The 14695-nt window shown below is 50.1% G+C and carries 10 protein-coding genes; 5 read left to right on the top strand and 5 right to left on the bottom strand.

What is annotated here, in order from left to right; all coding sequences use genetic code 11:
* Positions 1-9: 9 nt before the first annotated feature.
* The 3 genes from pheT (at position 10) to KIU71_RS12670 (ending at position 3574) form a co-directional block, all read left to right on the top strand.
* Positions 10-2397 (top strand): phenylalanine--tRNA ligase subunit beta, encoded by a 2388-nt coding sequence (gene pheT / locus KIU71_RS12680; protein ID WP_214131718.1) that lies wholly within the window; start codon positions 10-12, stop codon positions 2395-2397.
* A gap of 4 nt (positions 2398-2401) precedes the next feature.
* Positions 2402-2698, top strand: coding sequence for an integration host factor subunit alpha (locus KIU71_RS12675; RefSeq protein WP_214131647.1), 297 nt, complete (start codon positions 2402-2404; stop codon positions 2696-2698).
* 267 nt (positions 2699-2965) lie between these two features.
* Positions 2966-3574, top strand: coding sequence for a hypothetical protein (locus KIU71_RS12670; RefSeq protein ID WP_214131646.1), 609 nt, complete (start codon positions 2966-2968; stop codon positions 3572-3574).
* Here the strand turns inward: KIU71_RS12670 and KIU71_RS12665 are convergent.
* Positions 3542-5854, bottom strand: a complete 2313-nt coding sequence (locus tag KIU71_RS12665; RefSeq protein WP_250207477.1) for a penicillin acylase family protein — start codon at positions 5852-5854, stop codon at positions 3542-3544. The genes KIU71_RS12670 and KIU71_RS12665 overlap by 33 nt on opposite strands.
* Before the next feature lie 96 nt (positions 5855-5950).
* On the opposite strand from KIU71_RS12665, the gene nagZ reads away from it, so the two are divergent.
* Both nagZ and KIU71_RS12655 read left to right on the top strand, forming a co-directional pair.
* Positions 5951-6949, top strand: coding sequence for a beta-N-acetylhexosaminidase (gene nagZ, locus KIU71_RS12660; RefSeq protein WP_214131644.1), 999 nt, complete (start codon positions 5951-5953; stop codon positions 6947-6949).
* Positions 6946-8334 carry an SLC13 family permease gene (locus tag KIU71_RS12655; RefSeq protein WP_214131643.1) on the top strand — a complete coding sequence of 463 codons (1389 nt, stop codon included), beginning with the start codon at positions 6946-6948 and terminating at the stop codon, positions 8332-8334. The genes nagZ and KIU71_RS12655 overlap by 4 nt, the downstream gene beginning before the upstream one ends.
* Here KIU71_RS12655 and KIU71_RS12650 read toward each other — a convergent pair.
* The 4 genes from KIU71_RS12650 to mfd all read right to left on the bottom strand — a co-directional run bounded on the left by KIU71_RS12650 (position 8331) and on the right by mfd (position 14685).
* Positions 8331-9059 carry an alternative oxidase gene (locus KIU71_RS12650; RefSeq protein WP_214131642.1) on the bottom strand — a complete coding sequence of 243 codons (729 nt, stop codon included), beginning with the start codon at positions 9057-9059 and terminating at the stop codon, positions 8331-8333. The two genes, KIU71_RS12655 and KIU71_RS12650, sit on opposite strands and share 4 nt — an antisense overlap.
* Before the next feature lie 240 nt (positions 9060-9299).
* Entirely contained in the window at positions 9300-9836 is a 537-nt protein-coding gene (locus tag KIU71_RS12645) for a cob(I)yrinic acid a,c-diamide adenosyltransferase (RefSeq protein WP_214131641.1), read from the bottom strand.
* Complete coding sequence (locus tag KIU71_RS12640; protein WP_214131640.1) at positions 9836-11191, bottom strand: CsiV family protein; 1356 nt, start codon at positions 11189-11191, stop codon at positions 9836-9838. The genes KIU71_RS12645 and KIU71_RS12640 overlap by 1 nt, the downstream gene beginning before the upstream one ends.
* The gene (gene mfd / locus KIU71_RS12635) at positions 11188-14685 is read right to left on the bottom strand and encodes a transcription-repair coupling factor (RefSeq protein ID WP_214131639.1); all 3498 of its coding nucleotides are present in this window, start codon (positions 14683-14685) and stop codon (positions 11188-11190) included. The genes KIU71_RS12640 and mfd overlap by 4 nt, the downstream gene beginning before the upstream one ends.
* Positions 14686-14695: the final 10 nt, after the last annotated feature.

Genomic DNA, 14695 nt, shown 5'->3' with positions numbered 1-14695 from the left:
AGTTGCTGGATGAAATTTAGTGAAAAATGGTTACGTGAGTGGGTCAGTCCTGATTTAAGTTCAGAGCAGTTATCTGAGCAACTCAGCATGGCGGGTCTCGAAGTTGATGGCATCGAGCCTGTAGCGAGCGACTTCAGTGGCGTGGTGATCGGAGAGGTCGTTGAGTGTGGTCCGCATCCTGATGCTGACAAATTGCAGGTGACCAAAATTAATGTGGGTGACGAAGAGCTGCTTGATATTGTGTGTGGTGCGCCCAATTGCCGTCAGGGCTTGCGCGTTGCTGTAGCAAAGGTTGGCGCAGTGTTGCCCGGTAATTTCAAAATCAAGAAAGCCAAACTGCGTGGCCAGCCAAGCTTTGGAATGTTATGCAGCTTTTCAGAGCTAGGCATGGGCGAAGATCATTCGGGTATTCTCGAGCTGCCACAAGATGCACCGATTGGCACAGACATTCGGGAATACCTGGGGTTGGACGATATCATGATTGACGTCGATTTAACGCCCAATCGTGCTGACTGTTTAGGTATACGCGGTCTGGCGCGGGAAGTGGGCGTGCTCAATCAGCTTGATGTCTCGCCTATCGAAGCTGCACCAGTGACGGCGTCTATCAATGAAACTCGCGACATTGAATTACATGCCCCAGAAGCATGCCCGCGTTACCTAGGGCGTGTGATCAAGGGAATTAACCTCAATACGCAATCGCCGTTATGGCTGAAAGAAAAATTACGCCGTAGCGGTGTGCGCAGTATTGATCCTGTGGTTGATGTGACCAACTACGTGCTGCTTGAATTGGGCCATCCAATGCATGCCTTCGATTTACAAGCACTGTCTGGTAATGTCGTCGTGCGTATGGCACATGAGAAAGAATCGTTAACGTTATTGGATGAAAGCACGGTAGAACTGCATGACAATACTTTGGTCATTGCTGATCAGGAAAAAGCGTTGGCGATTGCTGGCGTATTTGGCGGCTTACAGTCTGGGGTTACCGCAACCAGCCAAGATATATTTCTAGAGTCAGCGTTTTTCCATCCTGACGCCATTACGGGTAAGGCGCGGCAATATGGCTTACACACAGACGCATCCCATCGCTATGAGCGAGGGGTTGATCCTCAGCTTCAGCGTGATGCCATGGAGAGAGCGACCGGATTATTGTTAGACATTGTCGGCGGAAATGCCGGGCCAATCGTGGAAGCCGTGTCAGAACAACATATTCCTGCGCAAACACAGGTGAGTTTGCGACGCGAACGTCTTGACCGCGTGTTAGGACATACAATCAATGATGAACAGGTTAGTGATATTTTACACCGTTTGGGATTGGATCCCGCCTTTGAAAACGGCGAATGGATAACACAGGCACCAAGCTACCGGTTCGATATCGCGATTGAAGAAGACTTGATTGAAGAAGTTGCCCGCGTCTATGGCTACAACCGGATCCCGAATAATGCGCCGCAGGGGAGTTTGAGCATGTTGCCTGCAACGGAAACTCAGGTTTCATTGAATAGCCTCAAACAAGTGTTGATCCAGCGCGGTTATACGGAAGCGATAACGTATTCGTTTGTCGACCCGAAATTGCAGAATGCGCTATTCCCTGATCATCAAGGTCTTGTACTACCACATCCGATATCCAGTGAAATGTCGATTATGCGTGTTAGCTTGTGGACAGGGTTATTACAAGCCGTGGGATATAATCAAAATCGTCAGCAGCAGCGAGTGCGATTGTTTGAAAGTGGTTTACGATTTATTCCTGATACCGACGGTGAAAATGGCCTGCGTCAGGAGTTGATGTTGTCTGGCGTGATCGCCGGGAATCAATATGATATCCATTGGGATCACGCAGATAACGGTGTCGACTTTTTTGATATAAAGGGTGATGTGGAAGCGGTATTGACCCAGTGTGGGATCAGCAAACAGGTTGATTTTGTTGCTGCTACTCAAACGGCACTGCACCCCGGCCAAGCAGCGCAGATTATGCTGGGTGATGATGTGATTGGTTGGATTGGTGCTGTGCATCCGCAGTTCCAAAAAGCGTTCGGTTTAACCACTCGCACCTTTGTGTTTGAATTGTTTGTGGATGCGATTGTTCAGCGCGAATTGCCGCAGGCGCAGGCGATTTCCAAGTACCCGGCAAATCGCCGCGACATCGCTATTACGGTAGATGAGTCGGTCAGTGTTGGAAATATACGCAGGTATGTAGAAAATATTGGCGTAAATCAACTAGTTGACCTAAACTTGTTCGACGTGTACAGAGGCAAAGGTATCGAACCTGGTAAAAAAAGCCTGGCTCTGTCACTGATATTGCAAGACGCGGATAAAACACTCGAAGAAGCCGAAATACAGCAGGCAGTCGACAAGGTGGTCGCCGGTCTTGAATCACAATTTGGGGCAGCGTTAAGAGAGTAATCAAATGGCATTGACCAAAGCCGAGATGGCTGAACATTTGTTTGAAAAGCTGGGATTAAACAAGCGTGATTCAAAAGATTTAGTGGAGGCGTTTTTTGAGGAAATCAAATCGTCTTTGGAATCTGGAGAGCAAGTTAAATTGTCAGGTTTTGGTAATTTTGACTTGAGAACGAAAAGCGAAAGGCCGGGGCGGAACCCGAAAACGGGTGAAGATATTCCTATCAAAGCACGTCGAGTGGTAACATTTCGACCAGGCCAAAAGCTTAAGAGTCGTGTAGAAAACGCCAAGCCAGTAAGCTAGCGCCTGGCGTTGCATCGCAATTGGAGGCCTGAACTCAACGTTCAATGGATAATAAAGCCACTTCATGACGAAGTGGCTTTTGTCCTTTTTACCTCATACAGCTCATGCAGTGTTAGCTTGTGCAGCAGACATCAACACGTGCTAGGGCCTGTTTACCTCTCATCTTACGCATCCGTGACGGCACAGATAAGAGTCTGATTCATTGATCATACACTTTGACGTCACAACATGTGCTAATGGCTAGTATAAATTTAATACAGGAATGAAATGAAGGTTACTCAAACTTACATCCGCGCAGGATTAGCTGTTGTCAGTCTCATTTTAATTATTGTGTCACTTTGGGTGATTGTAAGTAATGATCAATCAGCACATCGCGATAGCGCAGCGAGTTCGCCTGCGCTGCCCATTGACACACTGCTGAGTGCCAGTGACGTTCGCAGTGCGCTGATTGAAGCGGTAAAAAACGATGATGCAGCGCTTTTGCGAACATGGCAGCAACAATTGCTTTCTGCGGCTCGGCAAATAGGATACACCGACGAGCAGTTAGGTTTTTTACGCGGTCAGCGTGGGCAAGACTACCTACACTTTCGTGGAGCACGTTTTGCCTTTTCCGACGACGTAGAGTTAGCCTATCAGCGTGGCGGCCCACTAGAGTCGATTGTGCAGCGCTACCCTCAAGCGCGCGACCTCGTCGACGATGCACAGAAGCTGTTTACCGCACGCGACCAGATTTTAGCGCAAGTGGCAGACGAATTGCTGCAAGAGGCTCTGGCTCAGGAAGGTGCTGAGTCTGTTAGCTCAGCCGAGCGTCTAGCGCTAGAGGGCGCGGCCCAACGTGAAGCATTACGGCTGTGGCAAGCGCGTTGGCGTAAATGACAGCGTGTGCTCGATGTCGCCGGGCAGCAGCGGAGTAGGTTGATTTGTAATGTACTCATCAAACCCCCGTTTGTAGTATTCACTCAAGGGGTGGCCTGATTGCCCTCCGGGGATCGTCATAATTGCGTTTTGTGGGTTGCCCGGTTGAATGATAAAACGTTGTGAAGCGCCGTGCGTGCCGTTTTGCACCGCAGGCATGAAACTGTCGCCAAAACCGGGTGTTGCGCGCATATCCAAAAATGGCGAAAGAAAAGGCATCGTTTGACTGAACGGATGTTGCACATGCAACTGATTGACTTCGCCCCACGATAAAGCTTTTAACGCAGCAATATTTTCAGTCGACTTTCCATCATTGTGTTTATCCAGTAAATCGATGCGCGCTTGCCGATAACGCTGCATTAAAAAATGGGTCCAATTATCTGCACCGTCGGGTAGCCATTCCATCGGCTGTTGCTGCAGTAAATCCCAGACGGCGGGCTCAACGTGACGCAGTATTGGCCGAAGGGAAAGCGACTCTTCTTGTAACTTATTCTCCAATGGCGCAAATAACTGATTGATGACCTGCGTGCGGAACGTGCGCACCAGCGTGTACCCGACAGACTCAGCACACGCACACCCTTGCCACGCACGTAGTGTTGCAATATCGTCAGCAAATTCATTTGGGCTCTGGCTGAGTGTTGCCATCAGCAGTTGATGCCATGGTGATAAAAACTGCGCTTCGTTATCCAACTGGATGGCGTAAAAAGCCTGCTCATCGAAACGTTCACGTTCATAAAGGCGATTACGAATTTGCAATCCTCGGGCGCCAACCGCGTAGCCACCATCACCAAAACGCGCGAGTTGTTGTGTTGAGATAACACGTGCGTTTGCGGTCCATATGCGATGTTGCTCGGGATTGATCACACTGGGTAATTCAGTTTCACGTTGTGCCCACAGTGGCGAGTACTCCGCTTCGGGTATGGCGGCGTTGCTTGGCATTGGCCGTGCGGTGATTGCTCCCGCCGGCATCCATGCAATATTGCCCAGAGTATCAGCGGCTACCATATTTTGTACTGGGATCCCCATCGAGGTGGCAACGGCCTGAGCCGCAAATACATCTTTAACGCTATCCAGATCGGCAATATTCACATTCACCGCATAGGGCATGTGCGCTGTCCAGCGCAGTGCATACACTTGGTCACCAAAACGCTTTACCGGGCCTAGTTCACTGTGTTCGAGCACATAATCATGCGTTCCATCCGCACTCATAATTTGCTGTACCGTTGATGTAATGGGTGTCTCCGGTGCGAGTGCTATCCAATCAGTATTGTCGAGGTTGGCATTGGTAAACCCCCAGGCAACGTGACCATTTGTGCCCACGATAACTGCAGGTGAGCCGGGAAGGCTAACCCCATCGAGCGTAATTGCTTCGCCATTATGCGTGTACCGTAGAGCAGTGCGATACCAAATAGGGGGTACGCGTAACCCTAAGTGCATGTCGTCACTGAGCAAGCCCGACGTTCCCTCGGTCAGTAGGGGCCCAACAGCCCAGTTATTGCTTCCAATATCTATCGGTTCTTCGATGGCCTGATATGCCCAGTTAGGGTCATCAGTCGGATTTAACTGTGGCACCAGGCTATCAACAAGCGGCACCACACTGCCATCCAGCGCGGCCTGATAACTGCTGGGGCGGACGAGAAAGTCAACCATCGGTTGACCAAAATGATGGCGAATGCGCGTTAATGTGAGATCGCGATCAACCTGAATGTGTTGCAAATCAATATACATGCTGTACGAGGCTAACAAACTGTCTTCCGGTTTCCAGGCAGTAAACGGTTTATCAGTCAGTAAATATTCAAATGGTAGCAGCGTTAGCGTCGCTGTAGCATCGTTGACACCTCGAGCATAGGCGTTGAGCAATCCTTGTTCTTCGACGGATAACTGAGACACAGCGCGCTGCGCACGCATTCTAAATTCATGAAAACGCACCCGCTTGTCCGTCGGTAATGCGGCATCACCGAACAGCTCGGAAAGCTCGCCCGCAGCACTGCGGCGAAGTAAGTCCATTTGAAATAAGCGGTCTTGGGCATGCGCGAAACCGAGCAGGTATGCAGCATCAGGCCGGTTTTCGGCAGTAATCACCGCATTCCCTAGCGTATCTCGTTGTAGCGTTGCGGGCGCAGTGATTGCAGCTTCACGGCTGCCAGACAAGTTTGGCAGGCTGGACGCTAACAGTAAATACAGCGAAAGCACCATAATGCTAATCAAGATTAATAACGTGAACGAGATGCGCTTAATCATAAATTTTCGTATAGTCGCGGAATATTGCACCATCGTAACCAGCCGTATCGGCATTGAGAAGTAATAATTTAAGGAGAGGGCACTGTGGGTCCAGTCATGTTAGATTTTTTGAGCGAGACATTGTCTGCAGAAGAGCGCGACTTACTGGACCATCCGTTGGTGGGCGGTGTGATTTTATTTGCCCGAAATTACGCAGAGCCAGACCAGTTGAAGGACCTCGTACGGCAGGCTCGCGAAGCGGCGAGAGCCGATATTCTCATTGCGGTCGATCAGGAAGGTGGGTGCGTACAGCGTTTTAAGCAAGGATTCACGCGAATTCCGGCCATGGGACAACTTGAGCAGCTGGCCAATCAGGCTGCCGATGCAGGCGCATTGGCGTATGCCTGTGGTGTGACGATTGGCTTCGAACTTCGCCAGCACGATATTGACTTGAGCTTTGCGCCGGTTCTGGACTTATCCGGCGTATCAGACGTTATCGGCGATCGGGGCTTTGCCGACAATGTGGATGATGTTGTTGCGCTGGCCAGCCAGTTTATTCGAGGGTTAAGAACGGTTGGCTTAAAAAGTGTGGGGAAACACTTTCCGGGGCATGGTGCGATTAAAGCTGACTCTCACATTGCAATGCCAGTTGATGAACGCAGCTTTGCACAGATTGATCAGGAGGATATGCAGGTTTTCAGGCGCTTGATTGCCCAGTCTCAATTGGATGCAGTAATGCCTGCGCATGTTATTTACTCGCAAGTCGATAGCCATCCGGCAGGATTCTCTGCGCAGTGGCTTCAGCGTATTTTACGTCAGGATTTGGGGTTCTCAGGCACGGTATTTTCGGATGACTTGTCGATGCAGGCGGCTACCGTCGCTGGCGATGCCTGCGATCGTACAGAAGCTGCGCTATCAGCCGGTTGTGATATGGCGCTGGTGTGTAACAGCCGAGACAGCGTCATCAACGTGCTGGATAATCTACCTCAGGATTTCTACCGCACGTCACGGGCAGGGCAGTTAAAACCACAACCCGCGTTTACCGCTGCGAGATTTAACGCAGAATATCAACGCGCTAAGCGGTTGCTCAGTCAGATGAGTGAGAACGCGCAATGACGGCTTTACCGCAAACGCAAGTTAAACCAGCAATGCTTGGGGTAGCGACAGGCGCCAGTGTCGTTATGTTCGTCTGTCTGACCGTAATGGACCAACCCTATGATATTGCGGTTACGGCGGCAATAACATTATTGGTGGCCATCATGTGGGTCACCGAAGCATTACCCATCCCCGTAAGCTCTCTCGTTCCCTTTTTTGCGTTTCCGCTGGCAGGAGTGCTCACGCACAGAGAAGCAGCAGCCGCGTTGGGTAGCCACGTTATCTTGTTGCTGATGGGTGCATTTATGCTTTCAAAGGCATTGGAGAAGTCAGGCGTGCATGAACGGCTCGCGTATTCGATGTTACGCCTCACCGGTGCTCAGAGTGCCAAGCGACTGGTGTTAGCCTTTATGCTAACGGCCGCTTTTTTAAGCATGTGGATATCCAACACGGCAACGGCGCTGATGCTAATGCCCATCGCGCTGGCGCTTATCGCCAAGCTGGGTGATGCCCGTCTAGCCACCGTTTTGCTTTTAGGCATTGCGTATGCTGCCAGCTTAGGCGGCGTAGGAACGCCCATCGGTACTCCACCGAATATTATCTTTATGAGCGTTTATGAAGAGTTCACCGGTCAGCAGGTGTCGTTTGTCGAATGGATGAAAACGGGTGTGCCGATTGTTTTCATTGCGATCCCGCTGATGGCGCTGTGGTTAACGCGTGGTTTGGGCTCGTTACCCGCGCTGTCAATACCGGTGATGGGCAGATGGCGTAGCGCCGAGAAGCGCGTTTTTATCGCGTTTGCGGCCGTGGCAATGGCGTGGGTGTTGCGACCGCAGTGGACAGCGCTATTGGGTGTGGAGGGCGTCAGTGATAGCACTGTCGCACTGGCCGGTGTGGTGTTGATGTGCATTATTCCTTCGGGTGGCAGTCAATCAAAAAAAGACTATTTGCTGGATTGGGATACAGCGCGAGATATCCCTTGGGGTATGTTGTTGCTGTTTGCCGGCGGCATCTGTATTGCGAGTGCATTTAAAGCAAGCGGGTTGAGTCAGGTGCTGGGTGATGCATTGAGCGGTCTTACGGTGTTGCCTATTTTTCTGCTGGTTCTGGGTTTATGTTTAGCGGTGAGTTTTCTCACCGAAATTACGTCAAACACGGCGACCGCGACGTTGCTAATGCCGATTTTAGCCAGCGCGGCACTCGCCAATCAAATTGACCCGCGCTTACTGATGATCCCAGCTGCAATCAGTGCCAGTTGCGCGTTTATGTTGCCAGTCGCGACGGCGCCGAATGCGATCGTGTATGGCACTGGAAAAATCAGTATTCAGCAAATGGCGAAAGAAGGCGCTATGCTGAATGTGATGGTCGGTGTGGTGGTTGCCTGCGTGATAGCGATGCAGTATTAAATAGGAAAATCACGCTGTTCATAATCGCGCAATTTAGCTTGCGCGTCATCGCTCATATCGGCATGGGTTTTCACGCCCAATGGATGCTCTGAAATTTTATCCGCAATCAGGTGATTGACTTCCCTGTGTGTCATTTCGTCGGCGCGAATAACGCGGATCACATCAAGTAGTTTTGCGTCGTGGGGTAAATCCCAGTAGTCGAGTGCAACTTGTGGCGCATCAACGTTCTCCACATCACCAGATTTTACCCTGTCAGCGTACTGGCTGTAACTCACAACAGCCTCTTCTTCCAAATACCCTACCACCCGGTGCGCCGTTTTTGCAGAGATGAGGTACAACAGCAAGTAACTGACATAGAAAATCATCTGAGTAACGATCACAAGAAATCGCTCAAATCGGGTTGGTTTGGCAATTTCGATAAACGTCATTAAGTGCATTCGCTCATTTTCGGCTTCATCCAGCAACGTGTGGATCCACCCTTCATCATCGCGCAGTTTACGCAAACTCTTTAAATGCAGCATCGCACCGCCAACCATTCCCGGAACGGCTGCAACGGTTTCCAATACAACGGCCCGGTGACCGTAACGCTTGGCGAAGAATGCGTCTGCGAACACACGCAGAAATTTGACAAAATACAACGCGACTTTATCTGAAAAAGTGCGTGGTTTATGGTGGATAAGCGTTTCCTCTCTGCGTTCTTCGTCAGATTTACTTTCTACACTCATAGTGACTGAATACCCGTAATCTAAATTAAACTGTTTGTGGCGCAAGTACTAACACGTGTTCATCTATGTACTGCCGCACGCGCTGATTAGAACAAAAGGAAAAGCAAAATTAGCGCCATGACGTCGAACGAAGACGCAGGGCTCACGGCGACTGTGTTAGCGGAGACTGTGTTAGAGGAGACTGCTTAGCGAGATGGCATTACCCAGTCGGTAAAAACTACGCAGCGATTGGCAGTTTGGTTACACTGGAACATCAGCCACATCATGAAGGTGGTTTAGATAACGGGCCTGCACAAACCAATAATCTGATAATCGGTTGATATAGGCAATGGCTTTGCTGTCGACGTCATGTTGCTTGCTTAATGCGACCATGACACGTTCACAGCGTCGGCAAACAGTACGGCAAATATGCGCGTGGCAGGCCATAACACAGCCTCCTGGCAGGATAAAATGCGTTTGGGCAGGCAGCATGGCTTGTAAGTGGTCAATGTGGTTTTCCAGTGCCACTGTCTGACCGGCGTCGATTTGACTGCTGTCTGAAATACCAAAGCCAATCTGAAACAGCGCTCGCTGGATTGCCCGATTAGTGCTTAAGAGCGGTTCTAGCGCCTCTTGCTTCTGCTGAGAAAGAAGACTGCAAAGCATACCCACTTGGGCGTTGAGTTCATCTAAGGTGCCATAGCATTCCAAAATGATGTCATCTTTGTCGACACGCGTGGCTTTGTGCGTGTAAATTTGTGTGTTTCCGCCATCACCGCCGCGTGTGTAAATTTTCATCAGTCAGCACCCTGATTTAGCAAGTCGGGATCCGGGCGCTCATAGCGGCGGATCTGCACTACTAACCCGAACAACGGGTGGTCAAAATAGTGGATCTGTTGGCTGATCACGCGGCGCAACTGATTGAAAGAAACCGCTTGAAGTCGGAAGTTTCCGTCGGTGCTGCCGTCAGCGACCCTGTGCTGATAGACAAGTTCGCTGTCGATATGCAAATACGGTACGCGGTTAATGTACTGCAGATAGACTTTAAATTCGCCATCGACAGCCCACAAAGGCGATTCGTTATTGGTTTGTTGACCACTTTTCTGTGTGGCACCGCCCACCAAGTCTTGCACAAGTTGTGTCTGCTGATGGTCATCAACGTGAGCGTCAGTGGCATTAAGTGACGCATATAAATCGGCAAAAAAATCAACCGAGGGTGAGGATGTCTGCACCTCATAGCTTCTGTCTGCCAGCGATATGCCCTTACGATAATCAGGCGTCATGGATGCAGGGTCAGACACGGAAGCAGCTATGCCATGGCGATAATTATCCCCGGCGATCAGGCGCATGGCAGGCGCAACATCACGGCCAAAGACGACTTCCTGACGCCAGGCACTGTGATTGAGCACACGATGGTCACGCAAGCGGTTAATTTGCTTAGCGAAATCCGTCAGTTCTAACGAGCTAGCGGGAATAAAATGCGGATAGTTGGACAAGGGCAAATGCCGCCCGTCAATCCGTTTAGGCACTTGCGCCGGTGCTGCCTGGTGTGTGTCTGGCCAGCGCAGCTGACCTTCGTTGGTAGCAATAACCTCAGTCTCTGCGATGCATCCACGCGCAGAAGCCCGCCATTCACTGGGCTGCGTGATACGTTGTTCTGATAGGGTGTGCAACAGCTTATCTTGGCGCTGGATAACAGATTGTAACGGTGAAAGAGCAGCGCCAAATAGCGGCGGCTTCTGCGAACTAGCGGGTATCGCCAAAGGAGTGGTATCAGTTGCTGGAATGGAACTGATTGAATCGGATGTTGGCGCAGAAGGTTCAGCTGATTGTGCTAATTCCGTTGCATGGTCGGCGATTATATCGGTGAGTGTCTTGTAAGGTTGATGCGGCGAACACAATGGCAACCCGCCCAACACGCCAGTAATGTCAGGAGTGAGATAGTCTGTGAATAAGTCGTAGACATAATTCGACGGGGTATTTTCGACCGTTTCAAAGGTCTCTTTAACCGGCTCGCTGCTACTGCGCTCAAACACGATGACTTCAATATCAAACCACCATTGTTCCTGAGCGGCAAGTGGCGCTGTGAACGCCAGTAAAAATGCAGTGCAGGCCCAGCAAACGGCATTGTTGCCGACAAAAACATGCTTCATGCCGCTTTAATTTCCTTAGCCATTGACTCGAGAATAGACGATACCATATCAATACGCTGCTGAGCAGCCTCCGGAGTGTTAACCAGTTTCAACTTGGTTGGACCATCAAATCGAAATTGTTTAGATTGTTTCTGTACCAACTGAATAATGTAGCCTGGGTCGATTTTGGTGTCTGGCGCAAACTCTATACTGCCGGACTGATAGCCGGTTTCAATTTTCACAATACCGATCTGTTGCGCGATTAATTTCTGCTCGGCGATAGCCACTAAATTTTTGGCAGCGTCGGGCAATAATCCAAAGCGGTCAATGAGCTCAATTTGAAACGCATCAATATCGACTTTGGTTTTACAACTGGCCAGCTTTTTGTACAGCGAAAGCCGCGTGTTAACATCGCCCACGTAGTCCTCCGGTAGCAAAGCCGGAACGCGAAGTTCGATTTCTGTTTGCTGCGAGGTGACTGACTCCAACGATGGCTCCTTGCCATTCTTCAACGCTTCAACCGCTTTATCAAGCATGTCCATGTACAGCGTGAAGCCAATACTGGCAATTTGGCCGGATTGGTCATCGCCGAGTAATTCTCCTGCGCCACGGATTTCAAGATCATGGGTCGCGAGTTGGAAGCCGGCGCCTAAATCTTCAAGATTGGCAATGGCTTCAAGGCGTTTTTGCGCATCACGTGTCATCCGCTTGGGGTGAGGTGTGAGTAGATACGCGTAAGCTTGATGATGAGAGCGGCCTACACGCCCACGTAGCTGGTGTAACTGAGCGAGGCCGAGATGGTCAGCTCTATCCATGATGATGGTATTCGCCGAGGGCACATCAATTCCCGTTTCGATGATGGTTGTACAGACCAACACGTTGAAACGTTGATGATAAAAATCGCTCATCACCGTTTCCAATTCCCGTTCGCGCATTTGCCCGTGACCTATGCCGATGCGAGCTTCGGGCACGATTTCAGCGATTTCCTCGGCGGTACGCTCTATGGTGTCTACTTCGTTGTGCAGAAAATAGACTTGCCCGCCGCGTAAGATCTCGCGCATGATAGCTTCGCGCAATACGTCCTTGTGGCGCTGCTGTACAAAGGTTTTAATGGACAGTCGTTTCGCAGGTGGTGTGGCGATAATCGATAAATCCCGCATGCCACTTAACGCCATGTTTAACGTTCGTGGGATGGGAGTTGCGGTTAAGGTGAGAATATCGACATCAGCGCGAAGCGATTTAAACTTATCTTTCTGGCGTACGCCGAAGCGATGTTCTTCGTCAATAATCACTAAGCCCAAGTCATGATATTTCACATCGTCTTGAATAAGCTTATGAGTGCCGACGACAATATCCACTTTACCGTTTTTAAGCCCTTCCAACACGCTTTTGGTGTGTTTCGCGCCGACAAATCGAGACATGACTTCAATATTAAAAGGCCAATCAACAAATCGGTCTTTGAAATTCTCATAATGCTGTTGCGCCAGCAACGTGGTCGGGACCAGGATAGCGACTTGCTTACCCTGACTCGCGGCCAGAAACGCCGCGCGCATGGCGACCTCAGTTTTGCCAAAACCAACATCGCCACAAACCAGTCTATCCATGGCATTGGGGCTGCCCATATCTTGCATGACTGCGTTGATCGCTTGCAATTGATCGGTGGTTTCTTCAAACGGAAAACTGTCGGCAAAGCGTTGATAATCTTCCCACTCTATGTTGTAGGCATAACCCGGCTTAGCGGCACGCCTTGCGTAAACATCGAGCAATTGAGCGGCGACATCTCGTACTTTTTCGGCTGCTTTTCGTTTTGCTTTACTCCATGTATCTGAGCCTAACCCGTGCAATGGGGCATGGTCAGGGTCGCCGCCACTGTAGCGGCTGATCAAATGCAGACTGGCTACAGGCACATATAACTTGCTGCCTTTCGCGTATTCGATGGTTAGATACTCTGTGGTGACACCGCCGGCATCCAAGGTTTGTAAACCTAAATAACGCCCAACGCCATGATCAATATGTACCACCGGCTGGCCGATGGCCAGTTCTGCAAGATTGCGAATGACCGCAGATTCGTCGGTGGCTTTCTGTTTTTCACGCCGACGGCGCTGGCTGACTTTGTGCCCGAGTAATTCAGTCTCGGTAATGAACAGTAGTTCACCCTGTTTGCCACAAAAATGAAAGCTATGTTCAACGAGACCCACGACTAAACCCACGGCGTGTTCAGACTGATAAAACTCCATCACGGATTTGACCGGCGTTGGAGCAAGTTTGGCTTTTTTTAAGATGGAGAGTAGATTCTCTTTGCGGCCTTGTGTTTCTGCGCAAAACAGCACTTTTCCCTGTCGCGCCAATACGGCTTCTACCGCAGCACGAAGCTGTTGTGCAGGTTCCTTTGCTTGCGGTTTGATTGCAATATCGCCAATCGGGCGAGTGTCAAAATTAAATCTGCCCGCTTTATGTTCAACACTGCCAGACTGCAATGCGACCCGAGGCCACTGTTTAAATTCCGCAAATACTTCATCGATGCTGAGGTAAATTTCGCGCGGAGGCAGCAAGGGGCGATCAGGATCATAACGGCGCTGCTCATACCGATGATTAATGTCTGCCCATAAGAATTCGCTCGCGCCAACTAAATCACCATTCAATAGCAACAACGTATTGTCGTTTAAATAATCGAACAGCGTTGCGGTGTGCTCAAAAAATAACGGCAAATAGTATTCGATGCCCCCCGGTAGTATCCCTTTGCCCGAGGTCACTTGATGCAACAACGCATTTTTGCCGGCAGTTGCGTCGAAACGCTCTAGGTATTCGCTTCGAAAGCGTGCCAGCGCGTGTTTATCGGTTGGAAACTCCCGCGCAGGCAATAACTTGATGGCGTCCACCTTTTCGCCTGAACGCTGGTCTTCTGGGTCAAACAAGCGAATAGAGTCAATTTCATCATTAAATAAATCAATGCGGTAGGGGTGTTCGTTACCCATAGGGTACAAATCGATAATGCTGCCACGCACTGAGAACTCAGAGTGACTCATCACCTGATTGACATGCAGATAGCCGGCTTTTTCAAGCTTTCGTCTGAACGAGGCCACATCCAATTGTTGGCCTGTTTTCAATAGCAACAGGTACTGACCTAGATACTCTACCGGGCACAACCGCTGGATAAGCGTGTTAATCGGCACGATAAAAATAGCATTTGCTTTACTGGACAATGCATCCAGCGTTTCAAGCCGTTGCGATACAATATCCTGATGAGGTGAGAATGTATCGTAGGGCAAGGTTTCCCAATCGGGGAAGATATTGATTTTTTGCTGCTTGTCCTGGCTGAAAAAGGCGATCTCTTTTTCAAGACGATTCGCGCTCGGGGTGTCTGCGGTAACCAGGAGCACGGGACCATCATGTTTTTCAGCGGCCTTGGCAATGGCTAACGCGGCACTACACCCGGTAAGTTCACCCCACTGAAAAACATCTGCGCCATTGGCTTTGCGCTGCGGTAGGGTAGGGTTGAATAAAGATTGGCTCATAAATGTCGTG

It is taken from the genome of Alteromonas oceanisediminis (genome assembly GCF_018474025.1).
In the GTDB taxonomy this organism is placed as follows: Bacteria; Pseudomonadota; Gammaproteobacteria; order Enterobacterales; family Alteromonadaceae; genus Alteromonas_E; species Alteromonas_E oceanisediminis.
The sequence above is the reverse complement of the archived record's forward strand: the minus strand, read 5'-3'. Positions and strand labels throughout refer to the sequence as shown.